Below are 15,852 nucleotides of genomic sequence, written 5' to 3' on the forward strand. Positions count from 1 at the left end.
AAATCAGCGTTTGACGCCCGACACAAGAATTGCCTTTTCCACATTCAATGAAGCGATGGCGACTTTGAGCTTGATGATCTTGTTGGCCTGGAGCTTGGCGATGAAGGTCAGCACCAGGGCAACAACCGACGAGACTCCGGCAAGCACCTGGGCGCGGGCACTTGACGCATCCGCGCTGTTTGTTGCGCCGTAAAAGGCGACTGCGGCACATGCGAGCAGCAGTACTGACGCGATGAGCACTGTCATGTTGATGACTCGGTGGAAATTCATGTAGCGCTTTCAGCTGTGATTGAGGGTGGTGCAAAGCCAGAATGCACAGGAAGGGCTGCGGCAGCTTTTTTTACATTCGGGCGGGGTAGTAGCGGGTGGGCTTTTTCAAGCACGCCAACGAGCGATTCGGCGCGCTCGCGCGCATCCGCAGGCAAGGCCTGGGCTATCGCATGCATAACGTCAAACAGAGCCAGCATTGCGGTGTAGTCCTCAAGCATTGCGCGTGGTGATTTGCCGCACTGATGAAACACCGTGCCCGCTTCCGCGAAGAGAAAGGCGTTCCCGATGCTCTCGTGCTCATCTGCAGCACCCTGGCTTCCGGTAATGGCCAGAACTCTGGCTTTGTTGTTCTTGGCATTCACGCCGATGATCGGCCGGTCATTGACCACATGTGTGCAGGCCTCGAAGTCATCATCTGTAGGCTTGAAACGTTGCAAATAGGTCATTCTTGGACAAGCTCCATATCGAGATCAGTCCCTTGGCCAGGGAGAGGAGCGCGCTGCCAGCTATTCCATTGATAGATAGCTGTGACCAGCATTGGCACACTGAGTCCTCCCCAGATGTCCTCAACACGAAAGGTGCTCGGCGGGTCCTGGCCACAGATGCAGCTCAACCAGACTTCGCTGAACTCCTCGCCTCCGCGCTCGGAGTGCAGGTTGAAGTGCGTTCGGTTGCCACATGCAGGACAGGGACAGAGATCAACGCTGGATTTGAGAGCGACTGAACGTGCTGACATTAATTTCCTTCTTCGAGGTGAATGCAGTTTCTTCAATGGAGCTGAGGGCGGGGCCGTGAAGCTGGAGCTTCACAACAAGTTAAAGCGCATGGGAAAAATGCAAGTCCGCCTGGATCTGCGTGGTCGATGTGTGAGAACTTGCCTAGAAGAGCCTTAGCTATTGAAGATCCTTAGCTTTCCCTTGGCACCAGGCTTGGGCTTGACGAAGGGCAGAATCCCTTTGCAGTTCGGATAGTTGCAGCAACCCCAGAAGTTCTGGGCGCGCTTCCCGTCCTTAGGCTTGCCTTTGCGCAGCTTGGTAGGCCCGCCGCAGGTTGGACAGTCGGGTGCGTCTTCATCGCTGGCAAGCGGCTTTTGCGGCTTGCCGCGACTGTCGCTGCAGGTCTTCTTACATTCGGCGTTCTGACAACCCCAGAACATCCCGTTGGAACCTTTGAAGCGCATCATCTGGCCGCCACAGCCGAATACGCATTCGTGCTTCTGGGGCATGGCGGCTTCAAAGGCTTTGGCCATCGGGCCGTCCGCTTGTGACAGGACTGGAGCAGCAGCCTTGAGCTGGTTGACCATCGAGCAGACCCAGTTTGTAATCTTGGCTTCAAACGCGGCCACAGGAATCGTCCCGTCCTCAATACGGTCCAAGTCTTGCTCCCACAAGGCGGTCATCGACGGCTGTTTGATTGTCGGTGGGAGGATGGCCATGAGCGCATGGGCCTTGTCCGTCGCGCGTATAGCGCGTTTCTTACGAACGAAAAATTTGCGCACCACTGCACCCTCAATCATTCCTGCGCGGGTGGCTGGGGTGCCAATGCCTGATTTCTCGTTGAGGACCTTCCGCAACTGCTCGTTGGTTTCGAAGCGCGCAATGTTCTCCATCGCGCCAAGCAATGCGGCTTCAGTGAAATAGGGCAGCGGGCGCGTCACTTTTTCGCCCAGCTCGGTCTTGGCCAGGATGCAGGCATCACCCGGAACCACTGCCGGAAGCGCAGCAGAACCGGTGCCCTCCTGTTCATCTGCAACTTCTTCGTCCGGGGGGTCGATGTCGTTGTCACTGCCGAAGGCCGATTTCCAACCAGGGCTGGTGGTCACGTTCCCAGTGGCCACGAATAGATGAGGGCCGCATTGGACTGTGATTTCCGAACGCAGGTACTCATGTGCAGGTAGAAACTGCGCCAGGTAGTAACGGCGCACGATGTCATAAATATTGCGCTCTTGTTCATTCAGGCTGGCGATTGAACCGGCTTGAAAGGTGGGAATGATGCCGTGGTGTGACGTAACCTTAGAGTCATTGAACACACGGCATTTGCGCTCGGGATCGACCAGCTGCACAAGGCCTGCAATGCTTGGGTCGGTTTTGACCATGGCGCTTAGTACATCAGGCACTTCTCCCTGCTGATCCTGAGGCAGATACCGGCTGTCAGATCGCGGGTAGGTCAGTAGCTTGTGCTTTTCGTATAGTGCCTGTCCGATAGCCAGCACCTCATCGGCGGTGTAGCCCCAGCGCTTGTTCGCGTATTGCTGTAGCGATGTGAGATCGAACAGCAGGGGGGCGGTTTCCGACTCTGGCTTTTGTTCCGAGCGAACAATCTGAGCAGCAGCACCATTGCATGCCTGTGCAGCGGCACGGGCAAAGTCCCCTTGATTGCATCTGCCGTTGGCATCCGCATGAGCCTGCGGAGGTTTCCAGCTGGCCTTGAAGCTCCCCTTGGGCGTGTTGACCTGGGCTTGAATGGTCCAGAAGGGGGTAGGTTGGAAGCTTGCGATGGCGCGCTCGCGTTCACACACCAGATTGACCGTTGCTGTGAGCACGCGACCAATGTTCAATATCTCGCGGAAGCCAATGGATCTTGCCAATGCGGTGTACAGGCGAGTCAGGTTCATCCCGACAAGGAAATCTGCGCGGCTTCGGGCCAATGCCGCATGAAAGAGCGGAAGGGTTTCACTGCCGTCTTTGACGTTGGCTAGCGCCTTCTTAATGCTCTGGTTATCCAAAGCGGTAAGACACACCCGCTTTATTGGACCGTTGTAGTTGGCCTGAGCCAACAAGATTCTGCCAATGGCCTCACCTTCACGGTCGAAGTCCGTAGAGATGTACACGGTCGAAGCTTTCTGGATCAAGCCCAACACGGTCTTGGTCTGCTTGGCCGTTTTTTCCTTCATTTTGTAACCCCATGACGAAGGAACAAACGGAAGTAGGCTCAGGTCATCCCAGGATTCATAGCCTTCATATCGTGGGTCGTAGTCCTCGGGCATCAGCTGCTCATACAGATGGCCAAAGCCCCAGGTGACGGCGATGTCGCCGCCTGTGATGTAGCCATCGTTGTACTGGCGCACGCCCAGCACTCCTGCAAGGTCTTTGCCTTGGGCTGGCTTCTCGCAGATATACAGATCCATGATTCACGCTCGCCCGATGAGTTGAGGATGCTCTTGCTCGTTGGCTGCGCTAGGGCGGTGCATCTCTTCCACCATGGCCAATGCTTCGGGGCATACGAAAATCATGCCTCGGCTGATGTTCGCTACGTGTCTGCGCAAGGCCAGCGCAACCATGTACTCAGGATGACGTAGCCCTAGCCAAAACGAATGAATGCTGACCTCGCCTAAGACGAAAGCAGCGCAAACATTGAATCTATGTTTGAGCTTGTGTTTCAAGGGGCGATTGCGCCAGACCTCGACTGGGTTGTGTCCGCAGAAGCGGTCGTGCAGCTGCAGATCGCGTGGATTGTTCTGGAAGTACATTGAAGCCTCTTACAGCTTGCCCTTGCAGCTCTTGATGCTGGCTGGGCGAGTGGAGTTGCGAACAATGTCCTGCAGGGATTCTGAAATCGTTGTGCCAGAACAAAATGCCTTCCAGGCGTCCTTGTACTCCTGATAGTTGTGGTTAGGCCGACTGCAGCTGCTCATCGCTTCGGCTGGAACTTCCCCCTTGGCTTGCGTGACGAACTTCCAATCTTGTTCGGTCATGCCCTGGCCAGCGTTGCAGTAGCGCTCCCAGCGGCGCATTTCATAAATGGCATAGCTGGTTTTGTTCGTGGTGGGGACAGGCTTGGCTGCAGACTTGCTCAGGAGGGCGCGCATCTCGTCAATGCTTGGGCCGATGATCGCTGGTGTCGCTTTCGGGGAGGGCTTTGGCGCGAGAGCTGGGGATTTGGCGGGCGTATAGCTTTGCGTTTGTGAGTCCTCATTGCTGAGCACATCGACAAAGCCTGGTTGGTGTAGGGCGGCTCCACCACGGCCAATATTGTCCCAGGCCACTGTCAGATGGCGGTGCGTGCGCTGGGGCTTGTCGTCTTCTTTGATGACAACAGGCTCCGGGGGCTTGGATTGAAAAGCCGCGCAGCCAGAAAGTACGCCTGCAGCAATAAGCAGTGATAGATATGGACGCATAGCGCCTTGACTCCTTTGAAATCAGATAAAAAATTCTAGAAGTCAGTACCCAGATACCTTGATGCGCGATTTGCCCGTAATGGGCCACTCCGTAATCTTGTCTTGGGAGGCTTTTGGGGGAGCATCGGCGGATTGTTTTAAAGCACAGTCCATGCCTCCAGATTTACTCGCTCCATTTTTGAAAACGCTCAAGGGGATATTTACGTCCTCTCGCGCGCCATCGAATGTGCATTCCAGTGGAAGCGGGCGGATCTTGGACATCGATGAAGAGGACATTCCAAGGTATCCCCCTTTCGCCAAAGGCATGCCCGTCGCGCCTGTGGATCGGGTCATGGCTACCCAAGCTGAATTGGTAGAGCGCATTCGCATGGCGCTGGGCTTCAAAAAAGAAGACTTTCATCGCCTGGTTGTCCCAGTCATCGAGCGCTATGCGTCTTTTGTCCATCTGCTACCCGCATCAGAGGCACACCACCACCGTGGGGCCGGAGGGCTGTTTCGTCACGGCCTTGAAGTGGCGTTCTGGTCAGCGCAAGCCTCTGAGGGGGTTATCTTTTCGACCGAGGGCACACCGCGTGAGCGCCGTGACAACGAGCCAAGATGGAGGCTGGCCAGCTGCTTTTCTGGATTGCTGCATGACGTTGGCAAGCCGTTGTCCGATGTGTCGATCACCGACCGCAACGGAAAGATCGTCTGGAACCCCTATGGGGACTCGCTCTATGAGTGGGCACGCAAGAACAACGTGGACCGCTATTTCATTCGCTGGCGCGACAAACGGCATAAGCGTCACGAGTCGTTCTCGTTGCTGACCGTAGATCGCATTCTTCCTGACCAGACACGCGGCTTCCTGAGCGAAAGCGGCCCCAAGATCATGGAGGCGATGCTTGAGGCGATCTCAGGTACTGGGGTTAATCAGCCTGTGACAAAGCTGATGCTGATGGCTGACCGGGAGAGTGTGGCCCGTGACTTGAAGCAGTCGCGCCTGAATGTCGATGAGTTCTCATATGGCGTACCTGTCGAGCGATATGTGTTCGATGCAATACGCCGATTGGTAAAGCAGGGCACTTGGAAAGTGAACGAGCTGGGCGCAAAAGTTTGGCACTTGAAGCAGGGCGTATTCATCGTCTGGAAGCCCGCCCAGGACATCACGGATCTGGTTGAGAAGGACAAAATACCGGGCGTTCCGCGCGATGCCGACACCTTGGCCGATATCCTGGTTGAACGTGGTTTCGCTGTATCGAACATTGTTTCCGAAAACGGAAATATGGCCACATACCGCTACTGGGAGGTCATGCCCGATTTGGTGAAGGCCCAGGGGTTGGAGAAACCTCTCCTGATGCTTCGGCTGGAATCTCCTGATTTGGTTTTCACAACCGAGCCACCTCCAGCGGTCGAAGGGGTAGTTACAGGCGAAGCAGCGGCAGAAGAGGTCGCTCTCAACGTGCAACTGACAGATCTGAATGCTCCAGACGTTGCACCAGGAAGCAGCACCGAAAATGACTGGAAGGATATGCGCTTTCCGCCAGATGAATCGGCGCAGTCGGCTGCGGCAACAACAGCACCAGCACCCGCACAAATACCGATTCAAACGGCAGGACAGACCGCAGCCCACACTTCATCATCTGCACCAGTTGCTCAAAGCACAGGAGCTAATGTAAGCGCGCAAGGTGCGCCTGCTGTTCAGCCGCCTTCTGAGTCGAACTCAAACATGCTGGCGCTGATACCCGGCTTGATTCAGTCGCCCTCGGTTGCTGGCGTAGATGAAGATGGAATCGGCGTCAGTGCTGAAGTGCTCAAGGCCGAGCAGGATGCCATGTCCGCCTTGGCCGGGATAGGCTTGATGGGATTGGACATGTTTGCACCTGTCCCCTCCCCAATGCCAGCAGCTGCAGCGCAACATAAGCCAGATCCGCTGCCAACGCCTCCAAACTCATCTGTAGCTGAATCCCCTGCACCGCCAAAAACGGAACATGACCATGTGAGTTCGGTAGAAGTCTCTCCTATGCAGATGCTGGCGCAGGCAACAGGCTCAAAACCGGACGTGGATGCTCCTGCAACTGTAGGTCCTGCCAATGATTTTCTGGCAGTACTGACAGCAAATTATCCGAGCGCAACAGAGTCGCATACTCCGTCTTCGATGCCTCAAAGTGCAGGGCAGGCGACAGGTAAGAGTGCTACAAAAATCAAAGCAAATAGGGCTGATAGACCAAAGCCTGAGGCTGCAAAGGGGGGACGACCAGCAGCTGCTCTAGGAACAGAGGAACAGTCGAAGGGCAGTGGCAAGGCTGGAGTGCATAAGGCTGCAATGCCTCCATATGCACACCCCCCAGCCGCCGTCCATGCAGCAGCTCGACCTCCTGCGGTGGAAAGTGCTACCGCGCCCGACTCAATGCCAGAGACATCGCACGTCTTGCCTCCCCCATCTGAATACAACCCTCTCCAAGAGCTGATTGATCTCAATATCGGTTTGGGATTTGACCCTTTGCCTGAGCATATGCGTCTGGCCAACGATGTGGTCGAGCCTGTCCTTTCAGAGGAACCCATAAGCACGCAGTCGGAGCCAGGAGCTGGCCCTGTCGATCTCTCAGGAGGCTTGGCTGAGGTACTGGCTCAATACGGATCTCAAGTGCAGGCATTGATCATGGCTGCCGTGATGCCGGTATTGCTGCGCGATATGACCCTTGGGGAAGTTTTGTTCATGCATGGTCAGCAGGCGGCGATCTATTACCCAGAGGGAGCAAGGAAGATTGGCGGCGATGCCTCTGAGGTAATCAAGATACTGGCCCAGCAACAAGCAATTTCCATCAATCCAGCAACTCCAGGCCGCTATGTCTGGGACTTTGACGGCTACATGGGCATTGTGCTTTGCGAGCCTATATCTGAAGCGATACGGGTGGCGCTCGCTCAAGCAGGAGAGCAGGAAGAAGCTGGAATCTGTCAGCTGGCAATGATGGCTCCAGTGCAATTCATTGAGGTCACACCGAGCGAACCTACTCCAATGGACAAGCTGCGTGGAGCTGCATTGGCGGAAGCAGTCTTGAACACGGGCTTCAAGATGCCTGTTCGCCAGAAGCGCACCAAGACAGCCTTGCGTGATGTCAAGCCCAAAGGCCGAGGGGCAGATCCAGGCCTGGGCATCGCAGAGGCTGCAGCTCCGCGTCAATCTCCACTATTTATCCCGGCCCATGAAAAGCGTACTGAAAGTCAGCCGCCAGTAGCCCTGGCCATTGAACACGAGATTTCCAAGGTCTCATCCAGCCCATCTGCTGGAGCGGAAGAGAGGGCCGATTCACAAGCTCGTCCAAAGGGCAAGAAGGACAAGCAGAACGCGGCGAAGCCCGATACAGGCGAAGTGATAGAGGTGCGCGTTGATCCCATCGAGCGCGCATTCCAACGGTTGATCGAAATGATTAAGGCGGGCAATGGACCGTGGCTTGCATCGGCGCCTATTCGTGAGGGAGAAAAGCTTTTGGTGGACAAGCGCACCCTTCAGCTGATGACCAACGACTTGATAGGCGTGGAGTTGATGACGGTGCACTTCAAGATGAGCAGCTTTGGCTTCAAGGTCCGCGAAAACCAATTAATTTATTCGGAGAAATAGAGATGGCAATTGAATACGATGCTTTGGCCTATGAGATGCCCTGGCGGCCAAACTATGAAAAGCGCGCGGTCATGGGGTGGGGGCTGGCCACCTTTGGAGCAATGTGTGTGCAGCAGGTCACAGAGATGCCCCCGCAGCCTTTCTACTGGATGGCTGGTATAGGTGCGACTATGGCCATGGCCAGACTTCCGAAGGCCTACAAGCTTCACAAGCTGCAAGAGCACCTTAAGGGCAGACCACTGGAATTCATCAAGATTTCAGAGGTGCAAAAGATGATCAGCAAACACAAGGATGAGCTGTGGCTCGGCAAAGGCTTCATCTGGGAAAACCGCCACGCACAGCGCGTTTTTGAGATCCTGCGCAGAGACTGGTCTTCCATCACCAACCAGAAGTCATTGCTCGAAACGCTGCTGCTGAGGCTGAACCTCAAAGCTTCCAAAGAACTGGAGATGGGTCAACCCTGGATTCATGGGGTGGAACCGAATGAGGTGGATCTGTATCAGCCTTTGAAGCATGTAGAAGGGCACTCACTTTGGGTCGGGACAACGGGTAGTGGCAAAACGCGCGCATTCGATGTGAATATTGCCCAGGCCATCATGCGCAATGAGGTGGTCATCATCATTGATCCCAAGGGCGATAAGGAGATGCGCGACAACGCGCGGCGTACTTGTGAAGCGATGGGCACCCCGGAGCGCTTCATACAGTTCCATCCTGCCTTCCCGGAAGAGTCCGTGCGAATAGACCCGCTTCGCAATTTCACACGCGGGACAGAGATTGCTTCCCGTCTGGCGGCGCTCATCCCGAGCGAAGCTGGCGCTGATCCCTTCAAGTCGTTCGGCTGGCAGGCCTTGAACAATATCGTTCAAGGCCTGCTGATCTGCCACGAGCGTCCCAACTTGATCAAGCTGCGCCGCTACCTTGAAGGCGGTGCTGAAGGCCTGGTTGTAAAGGCTGTTAAGACCTATTCTGAGAAGGTTGACCCACATTGGGAAGAGAAGGCCGCACCGTACTTGGAAAAGGTCAAGAACGCCAGTCTCGACAAACAGGCTGTGGCTCTGATGAAGTTCTATCTGGCGGAAATACAGCCTACTTTCCCAAGCTCCGAGCTGGAGGGGCTGCTGAACATGTATCAGCATGACGCCACCCACTTCGGCAAGATGGTGTCGAACCTCTTGCCCATCATGAACATGCTGACTTCCGGTGATATCGGGGCACTGCTCTCGCCAGATCCAAACGATCTGAGCGACGAGAGGCCCATAACTGATAACGCGAAGATCATCAACAACGGCATGGTTGCCTACATCGGGCTGGACTCGCTCACAGACAGCATGGTGGGCAGTGCAATCGGATCAATTTACTTGTCGGACCTGACAGCGGTGGCGGGTGATCGCTACAACTACGGCGTCGATAACCGACCAGTCAATATTTTTATCGATGAAGCTGCTGAAGTCCTCAATGATCCAACTATTCAGCTGCTCAACAAAGGGCGGGGAGCAAAGATGCGATTGTTTGTTGCGACACAAACGATTGCAGATTTCACAACACGCTTGGGCAGTCAAGAGAAGGCGCTACAAGTTCTAGGTAATATCAACAATATTTTTGCTCTTCGCGTCACAGACACTGAGTCGCAAAAGTACATAGCGGAAAATTTACCTATGACGCGCGTGAAGTACGTCATGCGCAACCAAGGACACAACACAGACGGCGATCAACCAATCATGCATGGTGGCAACCAGGGGGAGCGCCTGATGGAGGAAGAAGCAGAGCTTTTTCCGTCTCAGCTGCTGGGGATGCTGCCGAACCTGGAGTTCATAGGGAAGATTTCAGGCGGGCGTGTGGTAAAGGGGAGGTTGCCGATATTGACTTCATAAGAGGATATGAAAAAAAACAATTCTGAAAAGTATCGGAACTATGAGGTCATATCAATGATTGACACGACTTTGCCTTTTACTATGGTTGAAAAAATCAAGGCAAATAGTAAGAAAAGTAATGAATTACTAAGTGTTTTGCAGTTTGATTGGCCTGATGTTGAATTGGTGCTTCAGAAGTTAACAAGGTATGTAACTGCAGGAATCCAAGCCGATAAGAAACCTGTAATACAGACTATTATTGAAGAAGCTTTGGAGCAGTACGCGGTTCTCTTGATTGAAAACAACGGGAAAAAAATACTAGATCCAATACGCCTTGGAATGTTTCTTAAGTGTTTGATTGATGAAACAGTACTGGCGCTTCGAGTGAAAGTCTGTTCAAGCAATGGAAGCTCTTGGGATGTCTCTCAAGGAATTCCATTTGCTGACTGGGTAATGGCAAATAAGCCAAGGATAACGATTCATGAGAGCAGTGACTTTACTTTGGATGATGATTTAATTAGTAGAAGGTATGTCTATGATTACATCACCAATGAAAGAATCAAAAAAGTATTGCGGAGAGTAAATTATGAACAAACCGTGGTTTGTGGTTGTGATTCTGCTTCTCCTTGAAGCAACAGTAATTTTGCTTTTGATTCCAGGTGATTGGACCAAAAAGCAAATACATATTGAACAGAAATATGTAGAGCAAACACTAGGCGAGGACACTAGAGAGTGGGTGAGGAAGAGGGCAAATGGCTGGTATAACTACGCAATACTCGATTCCGGGTTTTATGAGGGTGCGCTGAATACGCTTATTCCTACTGAAACTGAGAAAAAACGCTCTCGTGGAATGGAGAAGATGGGGCAGGATTGGTTCGCCTGGGTTGAAGGGCGACTGAATGCATTCATGAATGCCGCATACCAGTTCTTTTCACGACTTGCACTTCTCATGGCCTGGTTGCCTTACATGTTGATCTTGTTCATTCCGGCGAGCTACGATGGGTTGATGACCTGGAAAATCAAACGGACCAACTTTGACTACTCAAGCCCAGTCATGCATCGATATGCAGTTCGCGGAGCGAGCTACTTGGTGTTCGGTCTGTTAGCAGCGTTTATGGCTCCCATCGCGTTGAACCCGATCATCATCCCTGTGGCGCTGATGGGCACTATCGTCTTGATAGGTCTGGCCATGGGTAACGTCCAGAAGCGAATTTGATAGCAACAGCATCCAACCGTGTATAAGAAGGGCATCCATTTGGGGTGCCCTTCTTTTTTGGCTGAGGCAAGGAAAGACTTTTTCGCATGCGAAAAAGATAGATTGCCAGCCGATGCTTCTTACAGCGCCCGATAGTGCTGGAGTTGCCCTCTATGGGCGTTTGGTCATGCACGTTTTTCCTTTGAACTCTGAAGAATTCGAGTCAAGGAGAAAGTTCGCATGAAGTTGATTGAAATCCCTCGTCGTATCGATGAGCCGCCACATCTGATGCTCTGGAGCGCCGATGAATTAGCTCCCATGCTGCTAGGGCTTGTTGTGGGTGTTGTGGTCGGCAAAGCTCTGCTTTGCGTGCTGGCCGGGATGCTTGTCACAAACCTCTACCGTCGATTCAAGGACAGCAATCCTGATGGCTATTTGTTGCACATGCTCTATTGGACTGGTGCAGCCTTCTCCAAAGGACGCTCGATGGTCAACCCATTCATCAGGACGTTCGTGGCATGAACATCAATAATTACCTGAAGAAGTATGCGTGGATGCAGACTGAGATCCATTGGGGTCGAGTTTTTATGGGGGGTCTTATTGCGATCAATGCTTTATTGGTCGTAAAAGTCCTCACCAAAGAAACCATTGTTGAAATAGTCCCATTCACATTAACTGAAGACGCTTGGCTGGGTGAGAAATCTGCATCACGATCATATAAAGAGTCTTGGGCATTGGCATTTGCACAGTTGTTCGGCAACGTAACACCCGCAACAGTGGACTTTGTTAAGACACGGACAACACCATTTTTCGCTCCAAAAATTTACTCTCAAATCATTGAAATTCTTGAGGTGCAGTCTCGGCAAATCAAAGATGACCGAGTTTCTCTCCGTTTTGAACCGCGTCATGTTGAATATGAAATGGGAACGGATAAGGTGTTTGTTTATGGGTATTCGTTTGCCAAGGGCGCAAGCTCTAAAGAGTCGCGTACTGACAGAACGTATGAATTCCGCATAAAGATTGCCAAGTATGCACCTCAAATTGACTACATCGATACATACGCCGGTCGGCCGCGCACAAAAACCATTGAAGCGAATCTGAAGCGCAAAGAAGAACAAAGAGAGATGCGCGAGGAAAAAGAGAAAAGAATCCAGGAGCAGAACGAAGATGATATGCAAAGAAATTCGAGTGATGAAAGCGAATTCTAAATACCTGCTGGCCGTGAGCCTTGCAATTGCTGGTCATGTGCATGCACAAGATAAAACACCGGCCATGGATGATATCCCTGTGGTGCCTGCTGGAGTCATGCGTGAGAACGTTCCGGCTCCGATAGGAAGTCGATCTGCTGTGGCTAACAATCAGAAGGCCAGGGGCCAAGGTGCTGAAGCAGGTGTGGACTCTGGAAATTTCTCAGGGAATATCAACAGTAGTTCACATATAACGATGAAGCCAGGGGTGAACCAGATCATTCCAATTGCTATTGGGCATCCAAATCGTATTGTGACTCCATTTAGTACACCCGATATCACCTCTACGACTCTTAGTTCCGGTGGTGGAGGGGGGGAGAAAGATAAATGCGGTGAAGTCTGTATTAAGGACAACGTAATTTATATCGCTACTCTTAAAGAAAGCCCTGTGACGATGTTCATCACCGAGAAGGGGAGTGAATCGCAAGCACTAAGTTTGACGATGATTCCACGCAAAATTCCACCGCGCGAAGTATTCGTTAAGCTTGATGGCTCATTTGCTGGTGGTATGGGTGGGGTCCGGGCTAGTGCAAATGCCAAAGCTGAGGCTTGGGAAACTAGCCAGCCTTACATCGAAACTATCAGAACGCTGTTCAGAAAACTCGCGCTGAATGAAATCCCTCAAGGGTTCACGATGACAGCGACACCGCGCGAACTCGCAGCAAAGGCACCTAAGTGTTCTATCCCTGGGCTGTCGGTTGATTTCGCAGCAGGCCAGTACATGGCTGGCCATAACCTGAATGTTTATGTCGGCGTAGCGCGTAACGACAGCCAGGATCTGGTTGAGTTTCGTGAATCTCAGTGTGCAAACTGGAATACAGCAGCCATCACCAGCTGGCCACTGAAGGTGCTGGAGCCAGGACAGCGCACAGAGGTCTATGTGGCAGTGAAGCAAGGGCATGCTCCTAGCTCGATGTCTCAGCGTCCATCCCTGATAGGAGGCCGGAATTGAATTTGATGCAGAAATGGGGGCAGCTGACCCCCAAGGTCAAACGGCTGGTTGCGGTATCTGCAATCGGTGTAGTCATCCTTGGTGCTATGGCACTGACCACCTCGCCACCAGAAGAGAAAAAACAACGAGGACGCCATGAATCCATCAAGAGCATCCTGACTGATAAGAACACGCGGGACGTTGGCATCGACTCAATTTCTGGCTCCCTGAAAGCGCTGGAAAATAGGATGAAGGGAGTTGAGCGCGAGCAAGAGCGTATAAAGAAAGAGGGAGTAAGTCAAAAGCCTGACTCAACCTCGGAAGAAAATACGGCTGAGAGCGCTCGCATGAGGGCTGATATTGACCGTTTGATTGATATGGTCGAGGCGAAAAATCCTGCCCCTCCCAAAGGTGATGAAGCTGGAAAGGGGGCTGAAGCTGGAGGGAGCAAGCCTGGTGGGGAACCAGCTGTGGTGCAGCAAAGCTATATTGATCAGAAAGTGGACTTCAACGACCCTGCCTCGGTATTCAAATCCGCACCTCTTCCCCACACCAAGAAAATTCGTCAACACGATCATCCAGGAGGAACAGACACTGGTGAAAGTGACGACAAGCAGGTTGCAGGTCTGAATGCAGAGCAGCAAGAAATGCGGATCGTAAGTATTTCTCAAGCAGAAGAAAAGTCGAAGTCGAAACCCAAAGAGGACGAGTCGCAAACCATGTCGTATTTGCCAGCAGGTTCCATAATTACTGGAACGCTGATAAATGGTATGGATGCTCCAACTGGTCAAGGTGCGCGCAAAGATCCATTCCCATCAACTCTACGCATTCAGAAAGAGGCAATTCTGCCTAACAAGTTTCGCGCCGATGTCAGGGAGTGCTTCATGATTCTCTCTGGCTATGGGGACCTAAGCTCAGAGCGTGCGTATTTACGCGGTGAGACATTCTCTTGTATCAGGGAGGATGGCGGAGTTATTGAAGCTCGGCTTGACTCGTATGCGGTTGGCGAAGATGGTAAAGCTGGTGTAAGAGGTCGATTGGTTTCAAAACAAGGACAGATGGTCGCAAAAAGCCTGATTGCTGGTTTCTTAGGCGGAGCATCAAAAGCAATGGACGTTAATGTGGTCCCAACTATCAACACGACTGGCTCAAATCGAACCGAATTCCAGTCTCCATTGTCTTCCGATCTTTTCCAAGGCGCGGCAGTTAAGGGGGCATCGAGCGCATTAGATCGAATTGCCAAGTTCTATATTGAAATGGCGGAAGGTATTTTCCCAGTCATTGAGATCGATGCTGGGCGTCAATTGGATGTGATTGTGACGCGAGGCGCGCGACTGCAGATCCGCAACCTGAAGCGCAAGCGTTAGAACAAAAACATGAATTGTCCGAAACGGGCAATTTGGAGGTGAAGCAAAAAATGAAGTTGTCCTTACGATCCGTTCAACGTGTGATTCTTCCCGCTGTAGCAGTGCTGCTCAGTGGCTGCTCGATGATGAATATCGGGGCAGAGGATTACGGATGTCCAGGCCTTCCGAACGGCGTGCAATGCATGTCAGCTCGGGATGTCTATGTCGCTACCAACAATGGGCAAGTTCCTGCCCCGATGGTCAGGGGAAGGGAGGCTGAGCAGCATGAAGCTGAGATGGTCCAAAAGACCGGCGTAGGTAAATCCAATGAATCGGGCGTTAAGCAGGCGAGTCCAAACGATGTGGTTGACAACTATGTGGCCCCAAGGTTGCCTGATCGCCCGGTCCCAATCCGAACACCAGCTCAAGTCATGCGGATTTGGGTTGCTCCATGGGAGGACAGCAATGGAGATCTGAACACTACTGGATACATATACACAGAAATTGAACCCAGGCGCTGGGTGGTCGGTGAACCGATGACGGCCTCCGATCCAGTGCTCAGGCCACTTCAATCACTGGACGCACCAACGACAGGCATCGGCAATACCGCGATGAGTGCAGAGCGTGAAGCTCGCCTGGAGAGACAGCGAGAGGAGAGGGAGATTCGCCAAGAGCAGATACAGCAACAGCGAGAAATCGCCTCTCAAAAACGGAATCGACTTAATTAAGCAATAGGAGTTCAAGCATGAGCACACTCACACACAACAAGCTGATTGCCCTGAGCCAGAGCAATTTCGTGGCAAAGGTCAAAAAGAAGCATTTGATCGCTGGTGGCCTGGTACTGGCAAGCATCGTTGTTCTGATGACCCCTGACTTCGCATTGGCGGGCGGCGGTGGTTCCGAGTTCGACGATGTATGGAACACCCTCAAGGACTGGACACAAGGTACGCTGGGTCGCATTGTGGCGGGAGCAATCATCCTGGTGGGCATCATCGGCGGAATTGCACGTCAGAGCTTGATGGCCTTTGCCATGGGCGTTGGCGGTGGCATGGGCCTCTACAACGCGCCAACGATCATTGAATCCATTATGTCGGCAACCATTCCGGTAGCCCACAAAGCAGTGCCAAGCCTGATCACGATGTGCAACGGCCTCGGCTGCTAAGTCAACCGGCAAAATCAAGACATCGAAAGAGCGCCCAAGGGGCGCTCTTTCTTTTTCAGGGATCGGGTGAAAGTGCTTGGGTTGCCCATTATGGGCTTCCACCGAAGAGAGACTTTAGCAGCCTCAAAACTAGACT

Annotated in this window: 14 protein-coding genes and 1 pseudogene; 10 read left to right on the forward strand and 5 right to left on the reverse strand. The window is 52.7% G+C overall.

Annotation, left to right across the window (positions count from 1 at the left end; genetic code table 11):
- Positions 1 to 3: 3 nt before the first annotated feature.
- The 5 genes from QYQ99_RS27620 to QYQ99_RS27640 all read right to left on the reverse strand — a co-directional run bounded on the left by QYQ99_RS27620 (position 4) and on the right by QYQ99_RS27640 (position 4,255).
- Complete coding sequence (locus tag QYQ99_RS27620) at positions 4 to 270, reverse strand: hypothetical protein (RefSeq protein WP_034367663.1); 267 nt, start codon at positions 268 to 270, stop codon at positions 4 to 6.
- Positions 267 to 716 carry a hypothetical protein gene (locus QYQ99_RS27625; RefSeq protein WP_034367666.1) on the reverse strand — a complete coding sequence of 150 codons (450 nt, stop codon included), beginning with the start codon at positions 714 to 716 and terminating at the stop codon, positions 267 to 269. The genes QYQ99_RS27620 and QYQ99_RS27625 overlap by 4 nt, the downstream gene beginning before the upstream one ends.
- 443 nt (positions 717 to 1,159) lie before the next feature.
- Positions 1,160 to 3,397, reverse strand: coding sequence for a DNA topoisomerase 3 (locus QYQ99_RS27630; RefSeq protein ID WP_302093297.1), 2,238 nt, complete (start codon positions 3,395 to 3,397; stop codon positions 1,160 to 1,162).
- A 3-nt stretch (positions 3,398 to 3,400) separates the two neighbouring features.
- A complete protein-coding gene (locus QYQ99_RS27635; protein WP_034367673.1) occupies positions 3,401 to 3,739 on the reverse strand; it encodes a hypothetical protein in 339 nt (112 codons plus the stop codon).
- 9 nt (positions 3,740 to 3,748) lie between these two features.
- Positions 3,749 to 4,255: a hypothetical protein gene (locus QYQ99_RS27640; RefSeq protein ID WP_157839555.1), complete on the reverse strand. Its 507-nt coding sequence runs from the start codon at positions 4,253 to 4,255 to the stop codon at positions 3,749 to 3,751.
- A 463-nt stretch (positions 4,256 to 4,718) separates the two neighbouring features.
- Here QYQ99_RS27640 and mobH point away from each other — a divergent pair, with 463 nt between their 5' ends.
- The 10 genes and pseudogenes from mobH (at position 4,719) to traA (ending at position 15,716) form a co-directional block, all read left to right on the forward strand.
- Complete coding sequence (gene mobH, locus QYQ99_RS28530; RefSeq protein WP_437439086.1) at positions 4,719 to 7,985, forward strand: MobH family relaxase; 3,267 nt, start codon at positions 4,719 to 4,721, stop codon at positions 7,983 to 7,985.
- 2 nt (positions 7,986 to 7,987) lie between these two features.
- Positions 7,988 to 9,856, forward strand: a complete 1,869-nt coding sequence (gene traD / locus QYQ99_RS27650) for a conjugative transfer system coupling protein TraD (RefSeq protein WP_034367679.1) — start codon at positions 7,988 to 7,990, stop codon at positions 9,854 to 9,856.
- Positions 9,857 to 9,862: 6 nt separating this feature from the next.
- Positions 9,863 to 10,465: a hypothetical protein gene (locus QYQ99_RS27655; RefSeq protein WP_302093298.1), complete on the forward strand. Its 603-nt coding sequence runs from the start codon at positions 9,863 to 9,865 to the stop codon at positions 10,463 to 10,465.
- On the forward strand, positions 10,422 to 11,051 hold the full coding sequence (locus QYQ99_RS27660; protein WP_034367682.1) for a DUF4400 domain-containing protein: 630 nt from the start codon (positions 10,422 to 10,424) through the stop codon (positions 11,049 to 11,051). Before QYQ99_RS27655 ends, QYQ99_RS27660 begins: the two co-directional genes overlap by 44 nt.
- Before the next feature lie 219 nt (positions 11,052 to 11,270).
- Positions 11,271 to 11,552, forward strand: a complete 282-nt coding sequence (traL, locus tag QYQ99_RS27665) for a type IV conjugative transfer system protein TraL (protein WP_034367684.1) — start codon at positions 11,271 to 11,273, stop codon at positions 11,550 to 11,552.
- A complete protein-coding gene (locus QYQ99_RS27670; protein WP_046461891.1) occupies positions 11,549 to 12,238 on the forward strand; it encodes a TraE/TraK family type IV conjugative transfer system protein in 690 nt (229 codons plus the stop codon). Before traL ends, QYQ99_RS27670 begins: the two co-directional genes overlap by 4 nt.
- Complete coding sequence (locus QYQ99_RS27675) at positions 12,198 to 13,229, forward strand: TraK domain-containing protein (RefSeq protein WP_207383474.1); 1,032 nt, start codon at positions 12,198 to 12,200, stop codon at positions 13,227 to 13,229. The genes QYQ99_RS27670 and QYQ99_RS27675 overlap by 41 nt, the downstream gene beginning before the upstream one ends.
- Before the next feature lie 5 nt (positions 13,230 to 13,234).
- Entirely contained in the window at positions 13,235 to 14,575 is a 1,341-nt protein-coding gene (locus tag QYQ99_RS27680; RefSeq protein ID WP_034367689.1) for a TraB/VirB10 family protein, read from the forward strand.
- Positions 14,576 to 14,625: 50 nt separating this feature from the next.
- Positions 14,626 to 15,132, forward strand: a pseudogene (gene traV / locus QYQ99_RS27685) (type IV conjugative transfer system lipoprotein TraV); the annotation flags it as partial.
- Positions 15,133 to 15,299: 167 nt separating this feature from the next.
- Positions 15,300 to 15,716, forward strand: coding sequence for a TraA family conjugative transfer protein (gene traA, locus QYQ99_RS27690; RefSeq protein WP_046461893.1), 417 nt, complete (start codon positions 15,300 to 15,302; stop codon positions 15,714 to 15,716).
- Positions 15,717 to 15,852 lie beyond the last annotated feature (136 nt).

This window comes from Comamonas testosteroni (genome assembly GCF_030505195.1).
GTDB lineage: Bacteria > Pseudomonadota > Gammaproteobacteria > Burkholderiales > Burkholderiaceae_C > Comamonas > Comamonas testosteroni_G.

Bases quoted from the DNA above. Each gene is read 5' to 3' on its own strand.
- QYQ99_RS27655 (WP_302093298.1), top strand. From the start codon at position 9,863: ATGAAAAAAAACAATTCTGAAAAGTATCGGAACTATGAGGTCATATCA.
- QYQ99_RS27660 (WP_034367682.1), top strand. From the start codon at position 10,422: ATGAACAAACCGTGGTTTGTGGTTGTGATTCTGCTTCTCCTTGAAGCA.
- QYQ99_RS27675 (WP_207383474.1), top strand. From the start codon at position 12,198: ATGATATGCAAAGAAATTCGAGTGATGAAAGCGAATTCTAAATACCTG.
- mobH (WP_437439086.1), top strand. From the start codon at position 4,719: ATGGCTACCCAAGCTGAATTGGTAGAGCGCATTCGCATGGCGCTGGGC.
- QYQ99_RS27680 (WP_034367689.1), top strand. From the start codon at position 13,235: ATGCAGAAATGGGGGCAGCTGACCCCCAAGGTCAAACGGCTGGTTGCG.
- traA (WP_046461893.1), top strand. From the start codon at position 15,300: ATGAGCACACTCACACACAACAAGCTGATTGCCCTGAGCCAGAGCAAT.
- QYQ99_RS27620 (WP_034367663.1), bottom strand. From the start codon at position 270: ATGAATTTCCACCGAGTCATCAACATGACAGTGCTCATCGCGTCAGTA.
- QYQ99_RS27635 (WP_034367673.1), bottom strand. From the start codon at position 3,739: ATGTACTTCCAGAACAATCCACGCGATCTGCAGCTGCACGACCGCTTC.
- QYQ99_RS27670 (WP_046461891.1), top strand. From the start codon at position 11,549: ATGAACATCAATAATTACCTGAAGAAGTATGCGTGGATGCAGACTGAG.
- traD (WP_034367679.1), top strand. From the start codon at position 7,988: ATGGCAATTGAATACGATGCTTTGGCCTATGAGATGCCCTGGCGGCCA.
- traL (WP_034367684.1), top strand. From the start codon at position 11,271: ATGAAGTTGATTGAAATCCCTCGTCGTATCGATGAGCCGCCACATCTG.
- QYQ99_RS27630 (WP_302093297.1), bottom strand. From the start codon at position 3,397: ATGGATCTGTATATCTGCGAGAAGCCAGCCCAAGGCAAAGACCTTGCA.
- QYQ99_RS27625 (WP_034367666.1), bottom strand. From the start codon at position 716: ATGACCTATTTGCAACGTTTCAAGCCTACAGATGATGACTTCGAGGCC.